19 protein-coding genes are annotated in these 20,260 nt (G+C 59.5%); 18 read left to right on the forward strand and 1 reads right to left on the reverse strand.

The annotated features are described in order from the left end of the window. Positions 1-8: 8 nt before the first annotated feature. The 12 genes from DPEP_RS03250 (at position 9) to DPEP_RS03305 (ending at position 14,474) form a co-directional block, all read left to right on the forward strand. Complete coding sequence (locus DPEP_RS03250; protein WP_005659550.1) at positions 9-959, forward strand: TAXI family TRAP transporter solute-binding subunit; 951 nt, start codon at positions 9-11, stop codon at positions 957-959. An 81-nt stretch (positions 960-1,040) separates the two neighbouring features. Then, complete coding sequence (locus DPEP_RS03255) at positions 1,041-2,969, forward strand: TRAP transporter permease (RefSeq protein ID WP_005659552.1); 1,929 nt, start codon at positions 1,041-1,043, stop codon at positions 2,967-2,969. 43 nt (positions 2,970-3,012) lie between these two features. Then, a complete protein-coding gene (locus tag DPEP_RS03260; RefSeq protein ID WP_005659554.1) occupies positions 3,013-3,720 on the forward strand; it encodes a CoA transferase subunit A in 708 nt (235 codons plus the stop codon). Beyond that, positions 3,704-4,402: a 3-oxoacid CoA-transferase subunit B gene (locus DPEP_RS03265; RefSeq protein WP_005659556.1), complete on the forward strand. Its 699-nt coding sequence runs from the start codon at positions 3,704-3,706 to the stop codon at positions 4,400-4,402. Before DPEP_RS03260 ends, DPEP_RS03265 begins: the two co-directional genes overlap by 17 nt. Further along, positions 4,402-5,583 carry a thiolase family protein gene (locus tag DPEP_RS03270; RefSeq protein ID WP_005659558.1) on the forward strand — a complete coding sequence of 394 codons (1,182 nt, stop codon included), beginning with the start codon at positions 4,402-4,404 and terminating at the stop codon, positions 5,581-5,583. The genes DPEP_RS03265 and DPEP_RS03270 overlap by 1 nt, the downstream gene beginning before the upstream one ends. A 307-nt stretch (positions 5,584-5,890) precedes the next feature. After that, positions 5,891-8,632 carry a molybdopterin-dependent aldehyde oxidoreductase gene (locus DPEP_RS03275; protein ID WP_005659559.1) on the forward strand — a complete coding sequence of 914 codons (2,742 nt, stop codon included), beginning with the start codon at positions 5,891-5,893 and terminating at the stop codon, positions 8,630-8,632. An 18-nt stretch (positions 8,633-8,650) separates the two neighbouring features. Beyond that, on the forward strand, positions 8,651-10,864 hold the full coding sequence (locus DPEP_RS03280; RefSeq protein ID WP_005659561.1) for a pyridine nucleotide-disulfide oxidoreductase/dicluster-binding protein: 2,214 nt from the start codon (positions 8,651-8,653) through the stop codon (positions 10,862-10,864). Next, the gene (locus tag DPEP_RS03285; protein WP_005659563.1) at positions 10,861-11,082 is read left to right on the forward strand and encodes a DVU_1557 family redox protein; all 222 of its coding nucleotides are present in this window, start codon (positions 10,861-10,863) and stop codon (positions 11,080-11,082) included. The genes DPEP_RS03280 and DPEP_RS03285 overlap by 4 nt, the downstream gene beginning before the upstream one ends. Next, the gene (locus tag DPEP_RS12640; protein ID WP_005659565.1) at positions 11,079-11,708 is read left to right on the forward strand and encodes a class I SAM-dependent methyltransferase; all 630 of its coding nucleotides are present in this window, start codon (positions 11,079-11,081) and stop codon (positions 11,706-11,708) included. Before DPEP_RS03285 ends, DPEP_RS12640 begins: the two co-directional genes overlap by 4 nt. Then, on the forward strand, positions 11,692-12,147 hold the full coding sequence (locus DPEP_RS03295) for a DVU_1555 family C-GCAxxG-C-C protein (protein WP_005659566.1): 456 nt from the start codon (positions 11,692-11,694) through the stop codon (positions 12,145-12,147). Before DPEP_RS12640 ends, DPEP_RS03295 begins: the two co-directional genes overlap by 17 nt. Continuing rightward, positions 12,137-13,462: a radical SAM (seleno)protein TrsS gene (trsS, locus tag DPEP_RS03300; RefSeq protein WP_327020587.1), complete on the forward strand. Its 1,326-nt coding sequence runs from the start codon at positions 12,137-12,139 to the stop codon at positions 13,460-13,462. The genes DPEP_RS03295 and trsS overlap by 11 nt, the downstream gene beginning before the upstream one ends. A gap of 1 nt (position 13,463) precedes the next feature. Beyond that, complete coding sequence (locus tag DPEP_RS03305) at positions 13,464-14,474, forward strand: phenylacetate--CoA ligase family protein (RefSeq protein WP_005659572.1); 1,011 nt, start codon at positions 13,464-13,466, stop codon at positions 14,472-14,474. Here DPEP_RS03305 and DPEP_RS03310 read toward each other — a convergent pair. Then, a complete protein-coding gene (locus DPEP_RS03310; protein ID WP_198003023.1) occupies positions 14,438-15,160 on the reverse strand; it encodes a hypothetical protein in 723 nt (240 codons plus the stop codon). The genes DPEP_RS03305 and DPEP_RS03310 overlap by 37 nt on opposite strands. A 362-nt stretch (positions 15,161-15,522) precedes the next feature. On the opposite strand from DPEP_RS03310, the gene DPEP_RS03315 reads away from it, so the two are divergent. From DPEP_RS03315 to DPEP_RS03340, 6 genes are all read left to right on the forward strand, one after another. Continuing rightward, on the forward strand, positions 15,523-16,107 hold the full coding sequence (locus DPEP_RS03315; RefSeq protein ID WP_005659575.1) for a flavin reductase family protein: 585 nt from the start codon (positions 15,523-15,525) through the stop codon (positions 16,105-16,107). Next, a complete protein-coding gene (locus DPEP_RS13365) occupies positions 16,104-16,469 on the forward strand; it encodes a VOC family protein (RefSeq protein ID WP_005659576.1) in 366 nt (121 codons plus the stop codon). The genes DPEP_RS03315 and DPEP_RS13365 overlap by 4 nt, the downstream gene beginning before the upstream one ends. Before the next feature lie 260 nt (positions 16,470-16,729). Further along, complete coding sequence (locus DPEP_RS03325) at positions 16,730-17,497, forward strand: IclR family transcriptional regulator (RefSeq protein WP_005659578.1); 768 nt, start codon at positions 16,730-16,732, stop codon at positions 17,495-17,497. Positions 17,498-17,512: 15 nt separating this feature from the next. Further along, a complete protein-coding gene (locus DPEP_RS03330) occupies positions 17,513-18,160 on the forward strand; it encodes a bifunctional 2-keto-4-hydroxyglutarate aldolase/2-keto-3-deoxy-6-phosphogluconate aldolase (RefSeq protein WP_005659579.1) in 648 nt (215 codons plus the stop codon). A 1-nt stretch (position 18,161) separates the two neighbouring features. Further along, positions 18,162-19,193, forward strand: coding sequence for a sugar kinase (locus DPEP_RS03335; RefSeq protein ID WP_005659580.1), 1,032 nt, complete (start codon positions 18,162-18,164; stop codon positions 19,191-19,193). A 70-nt stretch (positions 19,194-19,263) separates the two neighbouring features. Further along, positions 19,264-20,214 carry a Bug family tripartite tricarboxylate transporter substrate binding protein gene (locus DPEP_RS03340; protein WP_005659581.1) on the forward strand — a complete coding sequence of 317 codons (951 nt, stop codon included), beginning with the start codon at positions 19,264-19,266 and terminating at the stop codon, positions 20,212-20,214. Positions 20,215-20,260 lie beyond the last annotated feature (46 nt).

The raw sequence follows: 20,260 nt of genomic DNA on the forward strand, positions 1-20,260 counted from the left end.
TCGAAAAGATGAAGAGAAAGGCTATAGCACTTGCCCTGTTGTTCGCGGTGGCTTTGACCGGCACCGCCATGGCGAAAACGTTTATAACCATAGGATCCGGAGGGGTCGGAGGCACCTACTACCCCCTGGGAGGCTCTATGGCCGAGGTACTGACCAAGGCAGACATAGACGTCAAGGCTACATCCCGCTCCACCGCGGCATCGAAGGAAAACTGCCGCCTGGTCGCATCGGGCAGAGCCCAGATAGGCATGACCATGGGGTCCACCCTCTACCAGGCCTTCACCGGCACTGGGGCCTTCGAGAAGGACGGCAAGCTCCCCCTGGAGATCCTCTTCAACATGTATCCCGCCCCGGAACATCTCGTCACCACCAACAGGACCGGGATCACCACCTTTGAGGATCTCAAGGGTAAAAGGGTCTCCATAGGAGCCCCCGGAAGCGGCAACCAGGTACTGGCCAGGATGATACTGGCAGCCGCCGGAATAGATCCGGAGAAAGACTTCTCCATGCAGCAGCTGACCCAGCCGGAAGCCGCCATGGCCCTCAAGGACGGCAATCTGGACGCGGTGTTCTGGAACTTCGCCGCTCCGGGATCGGCGGTTCTCGAGGTCGCGGCGGTTCGCGACGTCGTCCTCATCCCCCTTCCGGAGGATCTTGTGAAGAAGGTCGTGGAGGAGAACTCCTTCCTCTTTCCCTACACCATAAAGAAAGAGGTCTACCCCGGCCAGCCGGAGGACGTCCTCACCGTGGCAGACGGCAACTACCTGGTTGTCAAGAAGGGGATGGACGAGAAGCTCGGCTACGACCTTACCAAGACTCTCATAGAGAACAGAAAGGCCTTCATGCAGGTAACCCAGCAGGCGGTCCACTTCGCCCCTGAAGAGGCCAGCGTGGGGATAATCCCCTTCACCCCGGGAGCGGTGAAATTCTTCAAGGAGAAGGGCATCGAGATCGACTAAGGGCGACAAGAAGATTCCATGCAATAGAGGGCTCCCGAAATTTCCGGGAGCCCTTATATCCCCCACTTCGGAGGTTTTCATATGAGCGAAGAAATCCTAAAAAACCCGCTTCCGGTGGAGGAACCGGACTCCAAAAAACGGACCCTCACGGGATGGCAATACACGCTGGTGGCGGGGTTGGCCTTGGCCGCTTCGTCCTTTCACCTCTACACCGCCGCCTTCGGGCTTTTCGCCGCCATGTACCAGCGCAGCGTTCACTGGCTTTTCATGGGCGTCATACTGTTTCTGATATACCCGGCATCCAAAAACCGACCTAAAGACCGCATAGACCCTCTGGACTGGGTCCTGGCGATCCTGCTCTCGATAGGTTGTCTCAACATATTGCTGAACTGGCAGGAGATAGCCATCAGACAGGGGGCCCCCATAGCCTCCGACGTCTATCTTGGAGTGATAATGGTGGTCCTCGTCATAGAGGGGACCAGGAGAGCCATGGGATGGCCGCTTCCGATTATGGCGATCATATCGTTGCTCTACGCGTTCTTCGGCCCCTACTTCCCCGGGATACTGGCCCACGGAGGGATCCCCATAGGGGAGCTGGCTCCCTTCCAGTACCTCAGGACCGACGGGATATTCGGGGTACCCCTGGGGGTCTCGGCCAGCTTCATCTTCCTTTTCGTCCTCTTCGGGGCCTTCCTGAGCACGTCCGGAGCAGGACAGTTCTTCATAGATCTGGCCGTCGCTCTGACCGGACGCAGTCAGGGAGGACCGGGAAAGGCGGCGGTGGTCTCCAGCGCCCTCATGGGAACGGTATCCGGGAGCTCCTGCGCCAACACGGTCACAACAGGGGCATTCACCATCCCATTGATGAAGCAGTCGGGCTACAGCAGCGAGTTCGCCGGCGCCATAGTGGCGGCGGCCTCAACGGGGGGACAGGTGATGCCCCCTGTAATGGGAGCGGCAGCATTCATAATGGCCCAGTTCCTCGGAATATCCTACTGGGAGATCGTCGTGGCAGCGGCCATACCGGCCACGCTGTACTTCGTCTCCATAATGGCGATGGTCCACTTCAGGGCCGGAAAGATCGGCATGAAGCGGCTTAGCGGAGAGGACCTGCCCAAAGCCGGCAAGGTGCTCAAAGAGGGATGGCATCTGCTGATCCCCATAATTACCTTGATAGCGTTCCTCGCCACCGGCTACTCGCCGGTGAAGGCGGTCTTCTGGTCCATAGTCTTTTTGATCGGCTGCTCCTGGCTCGGCAAAAAGGAACACCGCATGACCCCTGGAAGAATACTCCAGGCCATGATAGACGGCGCCATAGGAGCAGTGGACGTGGCAGCGGCATGCGCCTGCTCTGGGATAGTCATAGGGGTAATAGGGATCACCGGAGTAGGACTGGCCTTCTCATCCTTCGTCCTCAGCCTATCCCACGGCATACTGCCTTTTGCTCTGATGCTCACCATGGTCGGATCGATAATACTCGGAATGGGAGTTCCCACCACGGCTCAGTACATCATAACCTCGACCCTGGCGGCTCCTGCCCTGGCGGAGATGGGCGTTCCCATGATGGCGGCCCACCTCTTCTGCCTCTACTTCGGGGTTTTAGCGGACGTGACTCCTCCCGTGGCCCTGGCCACCTATGCGGCATCTGGGATAGCGAAGTCGAACCCGATGAAGACCGGCTTCACCGCTCTGATCGTCGCGGTGGCGGGATTCCTCGTTCCATATATGTTCGTGTATAACCACTATCTCTTGTTCCAGGGCAACATCTTCCAGATAGCCATAGGTTGCGGCTCGGCCTTCCTGTGCATCATCGGCCTGGCCTCCGGGGTTCAGGGCTACTTCCTGACCCACATAAACATCGTGGAGAGAGCCGCCTTGCTAGCGACGCCGTTTTTGATAATAGCTCCCTACATGACCGCCAATCTGATAGCTGTTGGGCTCATGGTAGCGGTGTTCATGTTCCAGAAACTCAAGCTTTCGAGAGCCGCCCAGCTCTCATCCAACGGATAAGAGGGAGACGAAGTACGACGTTAGAAAGGAGTTGTGCAGTCCAATGCCCATAAAAGTGGTTAAACCGGTCATGTCGCCTTCCGAGGCGGTCTCCTCCATAGAGGACGGAGCCTCGATCATGGTCGGAGGATTCAACTACGGAGGTGTTCCCTACACCTTGGTGGAGGCCCTCTGCGAAGCCGGCACCAAGGACCTGCATCTGATAGCCAACGACACGGTCTACGCCGACGACAGACACCCCGACGGGGTGGGACACGGTTCCCTGGTGGTGAATGGACAGGTATCCAAGGTTACGGCCTCCCATATAGGTCTCAACAAGGTGACCCAAAAGCTCTACAACGAGGGGAAGATGGAGCTGGAGCTCGTCCCTCAGGGAACCTTCGTCGAGAGGATAAGGGCCGGTGGATTCGGCCTCGGCGGATTCCTCACCCCTACAGGGGTAGGCACGGTCGTGGAGGAAGGCAAACAGGTGATGGAGGTCCAGGGCAAAAAGTACATCCTGGAGCTCCCCCTGAAAGCCGACGTGGCATTGATAAAAGCCCACAGAGCGGACCGCTACGGGAACCTGACCTACTTCGGAACGAGTAGAAACTTCAATCCCGCCATGGCCACGGCGGCGGAACTGGTCATAGCGGAGGTGGACTCGGTGGTGGAACAGGGGGAGATCGACCCCAACGACGTGGTCACTCCGGGAATCCTTGTGGATATTCTAGTGCTGAAGGGGGACTCCTACTATGCTTCCCGTACTTGATGGAGAACTGATACGCCATCGAATAGCCCGACGGATCGCGATGGACCTGGAGGACGGCTCGGTCGTAAACCTGGGGATAGGAATTCCCACCCTGGTATCGGACCACATACCGGAAGGAGTCGAGGTCGTCTTCCAGACAGAGAACGGAGTGGTCGGAGCGGGACCTAAACCGGAAAAGACCGACTGGCGCTTCATAGGCGCAGGAGGCAGATGTCTGACCATACTGCCAGGAGGCGCCCTGGTGGCCAGCGACTTCAGCTTCGGAATGATAAGAGGCGGCCATCTGGACGCCACCGTGCTGGGAGCCCTCCAGATAGACGAGGACGCCAATCTGGCTAACTGGATGGTACCGGGCAAGATGGTGCCGGGAATGGGAGGAGCCATGGACCTGGTCTCGGGGGCCAGAAGGGTCATAGTCGCCACCACCCACGTAACCAAAAAGGGAGAACCCAAGATAATACCCAAGTGCACCCTCCCCCTAACCGGAGCCAACGTGGTGGACACGGTAGTCACCGAATTCGCCCTGTTCCGTTTTATGGAGGGGAAGCTGACCCTCTGCGAGATAGCACCGGAGGTCACACTCGAGGACATAGAGGAACACACGGCAGCCTCCTTCGCCGTGGTAAAGGACCTACCCACTATGAAGGGCTGCGACATGGAGAAAGAGGAGCGTGAAGCCTGATGGGCAAACCGGTAATATTGAGCGCCTGTAGGACTCCCGGGGGTAAATACGGAGGTTCCCTTTCCAAGAAGACCGCTCCGGACCTGGGGGCCATAGCGATAGCCGAGGCTATAAGACGTTCCGGCGTATCACCGGACGACCTGGGAGAGGTGATAATGGGCAACGGATGGCAAGCGGGAGTGGGAGCCAACCCTGCCCGCATCGCCATGTATCGTGCCGGTGTTCCTTCGTCGATTCCGGCCTTCACGGTGAATAAGAGATGCGGTTCCAGCGTCAAGACCGCCATGCTGATAGCCGACAGGATCCGCCTGGGGGACATAAAGGCAGGGGTCGCCGGAGGGATGGAGAGCGCAAGCAACGTCCCCTACCTGCTGGAGGGAGCCAGATGGGGATACCGAATGGGAGACAAGACGGCCTTGGACGGCCTCCACAGGGACGGATTCATGTGTCCTCTGGCTGGGATGATGATGGGCGCCACCGGGGAGATTCTGGCGGAGGAAAACTCCATATCCCGAGAGGAACAGGACTGTTACGCCCTGGAAAGCCACAGAAAAGCCGTAGCGGCCATAGAGTCGGGGGCCTTCAGGGAAGAGATAGTTCCCGTGACCATAAAGGACCGTAAAAAGGGCGAGATAACGGTGGACACCGACGAGATACCCAGGGCTGACACCTCTCTGGAAAAGCTGGCGAAACTGCCCCCGGTGTTCCGAAAGGACGGTACCATCTCGGCGGGCAGCAGCTCAGCCCTCTGCGACGCCGGAAGCGCCATGGTCATAGCCGACGAGGACTGGGCAAGGGCTAACGGCTACGAGCCTCTGGCGGAGATACTGGGCTACTCTCCCGGAGCGCTGGACGCCGAACACATGGGGCTTGGACCTACCGTAGCCACCCCGAAAGCCCTGGAGATGGCCGGGCTGAAATTGGAGGACATGGATCTGATAGAGCTGAACGAGGCCTTCGCGGTGCAGGTCCTGGCGGTACATAGAAACATGCCCTTCGACATGGACAGATGCAACGTCTTCGGAGGAGCCATAGCCCTGGGACACCCCATAGGCGCGACCGGGGCCAAGCTCATAGCTACCATGGTCTACGGCCTCAGACACAGGGACCAGGAGCTCGGGCTGGTCACTGCCTGCATAGGCGGCGGCCAGGGGGTCGCCATGGTACTCAAACGCCTCTAGCTCGGATATCCCATAAAAGAATCGACGGGGACCTCTTTAAGGGTCCCCGTTTTTCACGGACAAGATAAAGATCAGTAAAGATCAATTCTCAGATACGCTTAACCTTGCCAATCCACGGTGGAGTACAAATATACTCTGTTGCATTTAGTTCTATATATAGACACTAATTTGACAATTACTCCGTCTAGATCTATCCTCGTTAATGGGGAGACCGCTTTCTGAACCAAAGGTCTAGTTTTTGGGGTATAAAGGTAGGCGCATGTTTAGAGGGGTTCCAAATCTCACATCATCGCAGGAGGGTGGAACTATGTCGAAATTGAGCAAAAAGCGCATCGAGGTAAACGGCGTTCAGATGGACGTGGCGGCCGACGATAACGAGATGCTGGTCAACGTCATCCGCAGGCAGCTCGGACTCACTGGAACGAAACTGGGATGCGGCAAAGGACAGTGTGGAGCCTGCAACGTCATAATGGACGGCAAGGTTGTAAGATCCTGCATAACCAAATGGAGCAAGGTCCCCGAATGCGCCGAGATACTGACGGTCGAGGGGCTCGGCACTCCTACCGCGCTTCACGCCATACAGTGGGCCTTCATAGCCAACGCCGCGGTTCAGTGCGGCTTCTGCACCCCTGGCTTCATCATGGCGGCCAAGGCGTTGCTGGACGAAAACCCCTCCCCCACCAGGGAAGAGGTCCGAGAATGGTTCCAAAAGACCAGAAACGTCTGCCGATGCACCGGCTACAGACACATAGTCGACGCTGTAATGGAGGCTGCCGAGGTGCTAAGAGGCGAAAAGCCTATGACCGACTTCGCCAAAAAGCTCAACCCGGACGGGACCCTCTGGGGCTCCTCCTATCCCAGACCCAGCGCCGCCTTCAAGGTCACAGGTCTCTGGGATTTCGGCGACGACGCCAGGGACAAGCTGCCTGAAGGGGCACTCTACGCGGCCATAGCCCAGGCCGAGGTCTCCCACGCCAACATAAAATCCATAGACACCTCCGAGGCAGAGGCGATGCCGGGAGTCTTCAAGGTCATAACCGCCAAGGACGTCAAGGGGAACAACCGTATCAACGGCCTGACCTTCCCGAGCAACAAGGGAGACGGATGGGACCGCCCCATTCTCTGCGACGAGAAGATATTCCAGTACGGCGACGCCTACGCTATGGTCTGCGCCGACACGGAGGAACATGCCAGAGAGGCGGCCAAGGCGATCAAGGTCGACCTGGAGGTCCTTCCAGCCTACCTCAACGCCATGGACGCCAAGGCGGACGACGCCATAGAGATCCATCCGGGAACGCCCAACGTCTACTACGAGCAGGGGATAATCAAGGGCGACGAGACCTCGGAGATAATGAAAAAATGCGCCTTCGAGGTGGATGGAGATTTCTACCTACAGAGACAGCCCCATCTGACCATGGAAACCGACGTGGGATACGGCTACTACGACGAGGACGGGGTTCTCTGCATCCACTCCAAGAGCATCGGAATCCACATACACCACGCCATGATAGTGGACGGTCTTGGCCTCGAGCCGGAGAAACTCCGTCTCATACAGAACAACGCCGGCGGAACCTTCGGCTATAAGTTCAGCCCCACCATGGAATCCCTCATAGGGGTAGCGGTTATGGCCACGGACAGGCCCGTTTTCCTGCGTTACGACATGGAGCAGCACATAACCTACACGGGCAAGAGATCGCCGTTCTGGATGAACATGCGCTACGGAGCGGACGAAAAGGGACAGATAAAGGCCATGGAGTCGGAATACTACGTAGACCACGGCCCCTACTCGGAGTTCGGAGACCTTCTGACGGTCAGAGGGGTTCAGTTCATGGGATCCCCCTACGGTATAGAGAACATAAGGGGAAAGGGATACACCGTCTGCACCAACCACGCCTGGGGCTCGGCCTTCCGGGGATACGGGTCTCCTCAGGCCTTCCTGGCGACGGAGGTCCTGATGGACATGCTTGCGGAGAAGATGGGCATGGACCCCCTGGATATAAGGGAGAAAAACGTTAACGTCTGCGCCGAGACCGGCGGGACCTTCCCGTCGGGACAACCCTTCGACGCCTATCCGTTCCCCGAGATGGTCCGGCGAATACGCCCCAAATACGAGGAGGCCAAGAAGAAGGCCAAGGCCGAGTCCACCGACCAGGTCAAACGTGGCGTGGGAATCTCTCTGGGCATATACGGTTGCGGCCTGGACGGAGAGGACAGCAGCTCCGCCGCGGTAGAGATGCTCCCCGACGGGGTCAGAGTCTACGACGCCTGGGAGGATCACGGCCAGGGAGCGGACGCCGGTACCAGAGGCACCGCGTCCAAGGCGCTCGAGCCACTGGGGCTGAAACCGGAACAGATAAAGCTCTACAAAAACGACACGGCCAAGTGCCCCAACTCGGGACCTGCCGGAGGCAGCCGTTCCCAGGTTATGACCGGCAATGCCATAAGGGTGGCCTGCGAGAAACTCCTCCACTCCCTCGAAAAGGACGACGGCACCTACCGAACCTACGACGAGATGGTCGCTGAGAAGCTGCCCCTCAAGTACGAGGGAACCTGGACAGCCACCATGTGCTCCGCCTGCGATCCCGTCACGGGACAGGGAGAGCCCTTCCCCGTCTACATGTACGGCCTTTTCATGACCGAGGTCGCCGTGGACGTAGCCACGGGAAAGACCACCGTCGAGGGAATGACCCTTATAGGCGACGTGGGAACCATAAACAACAAGGAGGTCGTGGACGGACAACTTTACGGAGGTATGGCCCAGGGCATAGGCCTGGCTCTCACGGAGGATTTCGAGGACATAGACAGACAGAGGACAATAGCCTCCTGCGGAGTGCCCTACATCAAGGACATACCGGACGCCCTGACGCTGGACTACGTCGAGACCCCGAGGGAACACGGCCCCTTCGGAGCCGCCGGATGCGGCGAGCTTCCTCTGACTTCACCTCACGCCTCGGTGATAAACGCAATCCACGACGCCACGGGAGCCTGGGTAACCCATCTGCCAGCAACCCCTGCAAAAGTTAAGGCAGCCATGGAGGAACTCCGTTAGAGAGGAGACGATACCGCTATGGACAACCGCCGGATGAGGGAACTTGAGGAAATGTGTATCCAGGAAGACCCTCCCTTCTGTCAGGCAGCATGCCCTCTGGGCATGGACGGCAGGGGACTCTGTTCCGATCTGGCGGCGGGAACGGTCGACAAGGCCAGAGCGAAGGTGGAGGAGGGGATTCCCGTGCCCCTCCTCCTCTGTCGTATATGCGACGAGCCCTGCAAAACAGCCTGCCCGAAGGGACGCTCCGGAGACGCCATATCCATGGCACTTCTGGAGCGCTACTCCCTGGAGAACGGCAAGACTCCGAGAAAGAGGCCGTCCTTCCTGCCGCCAAGAACGGACCGAATAGCCCTCGTGGGCTCCGGGCTGGCCGCCATGGCCGCCATGGAGAGCCTGAGGGCTAAACGCTATCTGCCCCGGGTATACATCCCGGACGGAGACCTTGCCGCCCGACTGAGAGAGGACGACAGGATGCCTCGGGATCTGCTGGACGAGACGTTGGAACGACTTCTGGAAGGGTTGAACGTAGTGGCGGAGAGCCCTTCTCTGGAGGAGCTGTCCGAGTTCGACGGGGTCGTCATAGCAGACGGATCTCCCCTGAGATACCCCGGTCCGACGGACGACGTCACCTTCGCCACCGAAGTGGCCGGACTGTTCTCCCTGCCCCTGCCGTCCGGCTCCCCCTCCACCGAGGCCAGGAGAGGGCTGGAGGCGGTCCTCTCCCTGGAGAGACACCTACAGGGGGCCTCCCTTGAATCGGAACGGACGAAAAAGGCCGACAGAAACACCAGGCTGAGGGCACCGGAGGACGACACCCCATCGGAGGCGATCGTTCCCAGAGGGGGAACCTACAGCTCCGAGGAGGCCACAGCCGAGGCGGCCAGATGTCTTACATGTCAATGTCTCATATGCCACCCCTGGTGTCTGTATCTACAGGAATACGGGGGGTCGCCTAGAAAATATATAAGGACCTATCACAACAACCTCATAATCAACAAGGGAAACAGGACGGCCAACAGGATGATAGACTCCTGCAGCCTCTGCGGGCTATGCGCCGAGGTCTGCCCGACCGGTCTGGACGTAGGCCAGGCCAGCTTGGAGTCCAGGAGAAAGATGGTGGATACCGGCCACATGCCTCCGTCGCACCACGACTACCCCCTCAGGGACATGGCCTCCGCCCTGGAGGAGACAGACTTCCTGCTGGATCCCACCGGTGGCTCGCCCGAATGGCTTTTCTTCCCTGGATGCCAGCTGGGGGCATCCGAGCCTCGCTGGGTAACCGAATCCTACCGCTACCTTACGGACCGGCTCGAATCCGTCGCCCTATGGGTAAGCTGCTGCGGCGCCCCCGCCAGATGGGGAGGCAGAGAGGCCCTCTACATGGACGTAATGGACCTGTGGATCGAGAGATGGGAGGAGCTGGGCCGCCCCAAGGTCGTGACCGCCTGCTCCACCTGCCACGGTCTGTTGAAGGAAAGGCTTCCGGAGGACACAGCCGTCACCCTGTGGGAGACGATGGATAAACTGGGCCTCCCCGAGGAAGGAGACGTCTCCGCCGAGACTGTCACCGTCAGCGACCCCTGCACGGCCAGAGACGACCGGACAGCTCAAGAGGCGGTCAGGAACCTGCTTAGAAGGCGGGGCCTGGCCCTGGAGGAACATCCCCGTTCCGGCAGGACCACCGAATGCTGCGGCTTCGGAGGACTGGTCTTCTCAGCCAACCCCGACCTGGCGAAAAGGTCCGCCGCCAGAAGGGTACAGGAGGCAGGACACCCTATGGTGGTATCCTGCGCCATGTGCCGGGAGCTATACGCCAGGACCGGTCATCCCACCTGGCATATACTGGAACTGCTACTCTCCCCCGAGGGTAAGGCACCGTCGCCCAGGCCGTTCCCCGGTTGGAGCGCCAGACGGGAGAACCGCAAGAAGCTCAAGGCCGAGATGACGTCGGGAACGACCCCGAAAAAACCGTCCGAATCGCTCGTCATGGACGAGGAACTGAGGCAAAATCTGGACGACCGATGGATAATAGAGGAGGAGATTCTCAAGGTCATAGAGGAAGCCCAGTCGGGAGGTCCCAGGCTCAGGAGAAAGGACTCGGATGTATATCTAGCCTACTCGGTGCTGGGTCAGAGGACCCTGTGGGTAGAGTACTCTCCCGAGGGAAACCGCTGGAGGATCCACGACTCCTACAGCCATCGAATGACCATCCAGGAGGTGACGAGATGAGGCCGGACCCCGTAGCTGAGGCCTTCGCCCGGTCGGAGGAATGGATCTGCGACGAATGCGGAGTCGAGCTAGAGACGGAGGAGGTCACATTGGCCTACCTGGGAGCTTCCTTCCCTGCAAAGATACCCAGATGCCCCAGTTGCGGCATGGTGTTCATCCCCTCCACCGTAGCCCTGGGCAAGATGCTCCAGGTGGAACAGGGACTGGAGGACAAATGAGCCTCTACGAAGACCTGGCCCTAGCCGATGGAGACATGCACCCCGGCGGAAGTGAGGCAACAAAAAGGCTCATAGAGTTCGGCCGTCCCTACTGCGGTCTGAGAGCCCTGGACGTGGGATCAGGCAGAGGAGACGGACTGGAGACGCTGCACCGATCGGGCTTCACCACCTGGGGAATCGAGCCGTCCCCCATCCTGGCCGACATGGCGGCGAAGAGGGCTCCCTACTCCACCGTCGAGATAGGAAGGTCCGAATCGCTTCCCTTTCCCGACGATTTCTTCGACCTGGTGATCTTCGAGTGCGTCCTGTCCCTCACGGACCCATCGACTGCCCTCAGGGAGACCGTCCGGGTTCTTAGGCCCTCGGGAAAGGCTTTGATCCAGGATCTGGTAGGCAGGGCGACGGGAGAGGGATGTCTCGGAGGATGCAGGACCCTGGAGGGATGGCGGGAGGCAATCGAGGGCTCCGGCCTTTCCGTGACCAAACTGATCCGGACGGATCTAGAGGTGAAAAGCTACTGGGCCTCCGCCGTCTTTCACGGAAGGCCTCTGCCGTGCTGCGAAAGTGGACCGACCTCCATAGGCGAGTTTCTATGCGAGGCGGTGAAGAATGGACAGAAGGGATGATAAGACCATGGACGCTCTGGACATGAGAACCGCCGAGCTTTCCGCCCAGGGTTACTGCTGCACCCAGGTGGTGGCTTCGGTGGCGCTGGATCTCATATGCAGGGATAACCCGGATCTCCTCAGGGCCCTGCACGGCTTCGGAGGAGGGATGGGAGGGACCAAGGGAATATGCGGAGCCCTGTCGGGAGGGATAGCCTTTCTCGGCCTCTACGGGGGAAAGGGAGGCCCTGAGGAGGACAGGGACGAAGAGCTGTATCCCATGGTGGCCGAGCTGAAGAGCTGGTTTCTCGAAAGATGGGGGACCCTGGAGTGTTCCGAGCTGGCCGGAGAAGAGGGAGAGAGAAAGAGTTTCGTCTGCCCCGAACTGGTTGCTGAGACCGCCAGAAAGTGCATATCCCTCCTGGAGAGCCGAGGGATAAACCCGGAAAATGGAAGATAGGGAAATCGGCAGGACCGAGAGCCTCTGCCCCGAGTGCCTCAGGAGGATCCCCGCCGCAAGGGTAAGGCAGGGATCCCGAGTTTTCCTGGAGAAGACCTGCCCCGAACACGGAGACTTCTCGTCGATCATATGGCGAGGGCGCCCATCCATGGAGGACTGGTACCGCCGCCTAAGTCGCTCTCCCCGAGGCAATCCCCAGACATCCGAGATGGAGGGATGTCCCTATGACTGCGGACTCTGCCCGGATCATCGTCAGGGAACCTGCACCGCCGTCCTGGAGGTTACGAAGAGATGCGACCTCCGATGTCCCTTCTGTTTCGCCGACGGAAGCGAAGGCGGCTCGGACGTCCCTGTGAACGAACTGATACGACGGCTGGAGACCCTCTCAAAAAGGGAGGAATGCGTCCTCCAGCTATCCGGAGGGGAGCCGACCGTTAGGGACGACCTGCCCTATATCGTGGAAAGAGCCAGATCCATGGGATTCGACTTCATCCAGCTCAACAGCAACGGACTCAGAATATCCCGAGACCTACCCTATCTGAAGAAACTGGCCCGAGCTGGTCTCGACTCGGTATATCTTCAGTTCGACGGGGTGGACGACTCGGTCCACCGGGCCATGAGAGGCCGCCCCATGGCGAGGATCAAGTCGAGAGCCTTGGAGAACTGCTCCCGGACGGGAGTGGCTGCGACACTGGTGGCGACCTTGGTGCCCGAGCGAAACCTGGACCAGATAGGAAGGATAATCCGATACGGACTGTCCCGCGTTCCCACTGTCAGGGGAGTTCACCTCCAGCCGGTAAGCTATTTCGGCAGGATACCCTACAGACCGAAGGACGAGGACAGGGTGACCCTTCCGGAGGTCCTGGAGCTGGTGGAATCCCAGACCGAAGGTCTCTTCGCCAAAAGACACCTGGTCCCCCCCGGGTGAGAGCACTCACTGTGCTCCTGGCATGGAGACTTCGTGATAGACGACGCGGGACGGCCCAGACCGAGCCCCAGAGGAAGCTGCCGCGAAAAAGACGAGGCGGAAGGTCACCGGTCGGGAACGGTGAGAAACGTCAAGGGAAGATGGTCCCCTCCCACTGCTCCATTCAAATTGGACGGCCCCTTCGCCCTTTGGGACCGCTTTCTGGCAAAGAGGTCCCGGCGGACCTTTACACTGTCCTGCATGGCCTTCCAGGACTGCTACACCGTCGACCTGGAAAGGCTGAAGAACTGCTGCATCCACGTGGTGGGCCCCGGGGGCAGGCTGATCCCCTTCTGCGCCAGGTACTGCACCGCCTCCGACGGAACCCCTCTATACCCGGAGAGATGAAATGGATTTAGTAAAAGAGCTCAACTCGTCCATAGAGAGGATGAGGGCCGTCCCCTACTGGAGGGAGAGACTGAAAAACTGCCCGAAGAGGCTGGAATCCCCGGAGGACCTGCTATCTTTCCCGCTGCTCGAAGAGGGCGAACTGCGCCGCCGTGGGAGGGAGATGGTGCTGGTTCCTCCGGGAGACATAGGGAGGATAGTCACACTGAGGTCCTCCGGCACCACCGGGCCACCCAAGAGGGTATATCTGTCGCCGGTGGACCTGGAGAGGACGGTCCGCTACTTCGCCTGGGGGCTCACCACCTTCTGCTCCTCCGGCGACAGACTGGCGGTCCTCTATCCCGGCGAGTCCAGATGGTCCGTCAGGGATATGCTGATTACGGCGGCGAAGAAAGTCGGCCTTGTCGCCACGGCCAGAGGATCCATGGATCTTCGGGAGCTCATGGAAGGGCTGACCGAGGGCAGATGGGACGTCCTGGCAGGGACCCCGGCACAGCTGGCCGCTGTGGCCAGGGAACTGAAAGGACGACGGTTTCGAATTCGACTGAGATCGGCCCTGTCCTCCGGGGCCCTGTTAAGCCATCGGACGAGGGAGGCCTTCTCGGAAGCCACCGGAGCGGAGATATTCGATCACTGGGGATGCAGGGAGGGAGGCTACGGAGGAGCGCTGGAATGCCGCTCCCACAGGGGCATGCACATGAGGCCGGGCATACTGGCCGAGGTCCTGGACCGCCGGGGGAATCCCAGTCCGGACGAAACGCCTGGGGCTCTGGTCATAACCACCTACGGAGCCCACGGCATGCCGCTACTTCGATACAAGACCGGAGACCTGGCCCTGTTGGACCGGTCCCCATGCCACTGCGGCAACGGCTATCCGAGACTATCCGTACTGGGAAGGCTCGAAGAGATCGGAACCGACGATCCCATGGACTGGGCAAGCGATCTGGAGGGCTGGGGCAAAAGGCCCTCGTCATTTCAGGGATCGGGAAAGAGGGCCCCGAGTGCGACGTAGAGACAGCACAGAGCCATGAGGGTCAAACAGGCGGACAGCACCGGCCCGGAGGACAGCACCATACCCCATAGAGCCACGTTCGACGGAAGAGAAGGAAGGGACCCCATGGCGGAACCCATCAGCCACAGTTCCCCAAGGGTCTCGACGAGGCCGAGAGATCCCCACAGAAAGGCCGCTGCGACCAGCAGCCGCGAGCTGAAATAACTGGCGGCCCTCCAGCCCCTGGCATCGCTTTGGAAACACATCACGGTAGACAGGATCAGGACCCCCAACAGAAGGGAGAAAGTCGGCAAGGGATGAAATCTCCTCTTGATCCTTCCCGCCCATGACGTAAGGCGGGAGGCGTCGGTCGATCCGAGGACGAAAAGAGCCCCTCCGTCGTGACGAAAATACCTCAACAGGGCCCCGGCGGTCTCCACAGGATCGGACCCATCGGCCCTCCTCTGCCCCGCCGCCCACTCGTCGAAAAGGGCTAGACGAACCGGAACCAGGTCCTCCAGATCTGCCCTAATGGCCTCTCGGGCATCGCGACCGAGGCCGGAGGAAACGACTCCATCGGTCAGCTCGGCGACCTTCCCGGACAGGGCTATCAAGATACCGGCCAAAAAGGCGGCCCAGAGAACAGGGACAACCCGATCCCTCCAGTTGTCCAGTATGGAAGTCAAGACGGATCGAAACAAGGACAAGCACCTCCCCAAAATACAGGGCCATCCCCTTCTTCCAAGAGAGCCCAGAACTAAAAATTTGCGCTATACTTGGAACTATATCATACGGGGACCTCTAAAAGCTCACGTCCGAGCGTCCTCGGAGAGGTCGTCCCGACGGAGCCCGTTCGAGCCCGTCTTTTCGACCTGCCGTCGTGTAGTACGAATGGGGCGACAGGACGTGTCCTCCGAGGCGGTCCGTACGAAACAGGCAGGTCGAAAAGACGCTCGGGCGAGACAGGGCGCAGGCGGGACGACCTCTACGAGGAGACCCGGACGTAGTTTTTAGAGGTGCCCTTTAGAGACCCCCATATCTCCCATCCGGAGAAAGGAGCTGTATAGCGATGAAAAAAGACATCGGAACCGTCACCCCTCTCTACCCGGCGCCGGACCTCATAGTGGGAACCTACAACGAAAACGGCGCACCCAACGGAATGGCCGCTGCCTGGGGTGGAGTCTGCTGCTCCGAGCCGCCCTGCGTGGCTGTAGCGGTCAGAAAAGAAAGACACACCTACGGAGCAATCTCGAGGAGAGAGGCCTTCACAGTCAACATTCCCTCGGAGGACCTGGTCGAACAGGCGGACCTGTTCGGCCTCTGCTCCGGCGCAGAACACGACAAATTCGCCCTGACGAAGCTCACTGCTGTGAAGGGGACCAAGGTGGACGCCCCTACCATAGAGGAGTTCCCCATCTCCATGGAATGCCGGCTGATCAAGACCGTGGAGATAGGATCCCACGTTCAGTTCATAGGCGAGGTCGTGGCCTGCTGGGTGGACGACGACTGTCTGGACGAAAAGGGCAGCCCCTCGCCGGAAAAGGTACGACCGGTCATATTCATGCCCCAGTCGGGCCGCTACTACCGAATGGGCTCGGAGATAGCCCGAGCCTACAAGGCCGGCAGGAAATTTCTGGAGGAGGAGAAGCGGTGAGGTCCGCCCACGTAGGCATCAGGGTATCGGACCTGGAGAGGTCCCTCTCCTTCTACGTAGATAAGCTGGGATGCCGTCTCAGCCACAGAATAGACACCCAGACCAGCCGCCTGGCCTTCATAACCGCCGGTGAGACGACATTCGAGCTGGTCGAAAAGGCCCCTATGACGGAACACAACGGAGCTATCCATCTGGCCTTCGTTGTAGAGGACATGGACGAAACGGTGAAAAAACTGGAGGAAAGCGGAATCCATCTGGACAAAAACGGTATAAATTCCTTCCAAGGAGGAAAAATCCTCTTCTTCCAAGGCCCCGACGGAGAAACCCTGGAGCTCTGCCAGGATGTCGGAACCGCCATCTGACGAGACGCAAACGTAACTTTTCAGAGATATTCATAAGGGTACCTCTAAAAACTCACGTCCGAGTTTCCTCGGAGAGGTCGTTTAGGCTCCGAGGAGTAGCGTTTTTGGAGATGCCCATAAAAGAATCTACGAAAAAAACCCCGACCAGATCGGGGTTTTTTCATTTAGCAAAAAGGGGTATCGCTTGACGGAACACTCTCTCAGGGGTAATCTTATGTTGTTCCACAAACGTTACGATCAAATCGAGAGGAATGAGGTTCATGGCCGAAAACGGCGGAATCAGGGTCCTGGACAGGGCCATAGCGATACTGGACCTTATGTCGAGCTCCAGCGATAGAACCGGCATAACCGATATCGCAGAGGCCACCGGGCTTCCCAAGGCCACGGTGCACAGGATCCTTCAGGGATTGGTCTCGGGAAAGGCGGTTCTCCAGAGCAGCGACGGAGGGTACGTCATAGGTCCCGCCGTGTTGGCCTGGGCGGATGCCTTCAAGGCTAGATGGGTCCTGCCCAAGTTGGGAAAGACCGTGCTCAGAAAGCTCTGGGAGGGAACCAGGGAGACAGTTCACCTCACCGCTTTCGACGGCAAGCAGGCCTACTACGTGGACAAGATAGAGAGCCCCCATCCGGTGGGGATGAGATCCCGAGTAGGGGCCCCTCTCTGTCTCCACACCACCGCCGCAGGGAGGGCCATACTGGCCAACCTTCCGGAGGAGGAGCTGAGAAGCTATCTTAACTCGGCTACGTGGGAACCGAAGACCGATAAGACCGTCGCATCCGAGAAAGAACTGTTCCTCATACTCGACTCGGCGAGGCTGAGGGGCTACGCCTCGGAGAACGAGGAAAACGAGGAAGGAATCCGCTGCGTAGGGTCCGCCATCCTGAGAGGCGCGGAAAGCCGGCCGATAGGGGCCATAAGCGTATCGGTACCGGCCTACAGGCTGGAGGACGGCGACGTAGCCGCATTGGGAGAGGCGGTAAAGGAAGCCGCCTCCGATATAACGGCCCTCATGAACGGGTCGAAATAAGGAGGAATAAGGACCATGGCAAGCGACAAGGCCGGAATAATCCGTTCCATCGGAGAGGCCGGAGTGGTGGCAGTCATAAGGGCCGAGGACGCCAGACAGGGAATGGACCTGGCCAAGGCGGTGAACGCCGGGGGGATCCCGGCGGTAGAGGTCACCATGACGGTTCCAGGGGCGATCGATATACTCGAGACAATGGCCTCCGAGGGAGGTCCTCTCCTGGGAGCCGGTACGGTGCTGGACCCGGAGACGGCAAGGGCCTGCATCCTCGCCGGAGCCAAGTTCATAGTGGCGCCCAACCTCAACGAGGATGTCCTGAAAATATGCAACCGCTACTCCGTTCCCTGTATGCCCGGAATCGGAACTGTCACGGAGCTGATAAGGGCCCTGGAGATGGGGGCCGACGTGGTCAAGGCCTTTCCCGGCGAGGTGCTGGGGCCGTCTTTCATAAAGGCGGTAAAGGGCCCTGTACCCAACGCCAGGATAATGCCCACTGGAGGGGTTTCCCTGGATAACCTGGACAGATGGTTCGCCGCGGGGGCCTTCGCGGTAGGTATGGGCGGAGCCCTCACCAAGCCAGGAGGCGTATCGGGAGACATGGAACTGGTCGCAGAGACCGCCCGCAGAATCATGGACCGAATAGCGGAAATAAGAGGAGGCAAATAGAATGGCCGCCGTCGTCACGTTCGGAGAGATAATGCTCAGACTCTCCCCCAAGGGCAAGGAAAAGCTCTTTCAGACCTCCGACCTAGTAGGAACCTTCGGAGGGGCAGAGGGAAACGTAGCGGTCTCCCTCGCGAACTACGGGGAGGACGTCGCCTTGGTGACCGCCCTCCCGGCCAACCCGATCGGAGACGCATGTGTGGCCGAGCTGAGAAGACACGGGGTGGACACCTCCCTCATAAGGAGAAGCGGCGACCGGGTCGGAATATACTACGCAGAGACCGGGGCCTGCTGTCGCCCGTCCAAGGTGGTATACGACAGGGCCGACTCCTCCATCGCCCGGGCAAAACCGGGAGACTTCGACTGGGGCGACGTCCTGGAGGGGGTTCAGTGGTTTCACACCACGGGGATAACCCCCGCGGTGGCGGAGGGGACCTCCGCTCTGGTCCTGGAGGCTCTCCGAGCCTGTAAGAAACGGGGGATCACCGTCTCCTGCGACCTCAACTACCGCAAGAAACTCTGGAAGTGGGGCAAGCCCGCCACGGAGGTAATGACGGAAATAGCCGAATACGTGGACGTGGCCATAGCCAACGAGGAGGACTGTCAGAAGAGCTTGGGCATCCAGGTGGACTCGGACGTCACCTCCGGCAAGCTGGACAGGTCGGCTTACGAAAAGCTGGGGGAGAAGGTCCTGGAGACCTACCCGAACATGAAGAGCCTGGCCGTAACTCTTAGGGAAAGCCACAGCGCCGACCACAACGGATGGTCCGCCATGCTGGCCACCAGAGGAGAGGAGACCGTCTTCAGCCGACGATACGACATAACCCCCATAGTGGACCGCATCGGAGGAGGAGACTCTTTCGGGGCCGGACTGATCCACGGGATGAGATCCTTCGAGAGCCGATCGGACGCACTTGAGTTCGCCGTAGCCGCCTCGGCACTGAAACACACGGTATACGGCGACTTCAACTTGGTCTCCCGGGAGGACGTCCTCACCCTTATGGGAGGGGACGGATCCGGAAGGGTCCAGAGATAGACCGAGGCCATTACCCGACTCGATCGGGATAGGCAATACGAATAAATCACATAAGGGAGGAACAAAACCAATGAAACGTCTGTTGTCGCTTCTAGTAGCTCTGACCGTGGTTCTCGCAGCCACCGGCGCCATGGCGGCGGATTTCCCCGCCAAGAACGTCAAGCTCATCGTCCCCTTCTCCGCCGGAGGGGGCACCGATGCAGTAGCCCGCTCTTTGGCCAGCGTAGCCGAGAAATACCTGGGACAGCCTGTGGTCATCATCAACAAGACCGGGGGCAGCGGTGCCGTAGGCATGACCGAGGGAGCCATGTCCAAAAAGGACGGATACACCGTCACCATGGTCACCAGGGAGATAGCCTGGCTCTTCCAGATGGGGCTGGCCCAGGTGAAGCCCTCCGACTTCGACGCCATAACTCTGGTCAACGAGGACCCAGCCATCGTCCTGGTCCGTCCGGACTCCGAGTTCCAATCCGTCGAGAAACTGATCGAATCGGCCAAGGCCGACTCGGGCAGCGTCAAGTTCGCCAGCACGGCGAAGCCGAACTTCTACCTCCTGGCACTGGAGCTCAACCAGAACGTCACCTTCAACCAGATCCCCTATAACGGAGCGGCCGAGGCCATCCCCGCCGTCATGGGCGGCCATGTGGACTTCACCATGGTCAACCCCGGTGAGGCCATCTCCCAGATACAGGCAAAACAGCTCAAGGCTCTGGGAGTCTGCTCCGACGCCAGACTCCCAGGCCTGCCCGAGGTTCCTACCATGACCGAGCTGGGATACCCCATAGTGACCGGTACGTGGAGAGGCCTGGCTGTGCCTAAGGGAACCCCCGAGGACGTAAAGGCAACCCTCGAGGAGGCCTTCGCCAAGGCGGTGGCAGACCCCGAGTTCCAGGAATTCATGGACAAGAGAAAGCTGGGCATCCGTTACATGAACTCGAAGGACTTCACCTCATTCATGGAGAAAGACGTGAAGGGTCTTACGGCGATAGTCGAGGCCGTCAAAAAGCAGCAGGGCAAGTAGGCCCCTACATTCCGGGGCATCTTTAAAGGTGCCCCGGATCTTTGGG

This window comes from Dethiosulfovibrio peptidovorans DSM 11002 (assembly GCF_000172975.1).
Taxonomy (GTDB): domain Bacteria; phylum Synergistota; class Synergistia; order Synergistales; family Dethiosulfovibrionaceae; genus Dethiosulfovibrio; species Dethiosulfovibrio peptidovorans.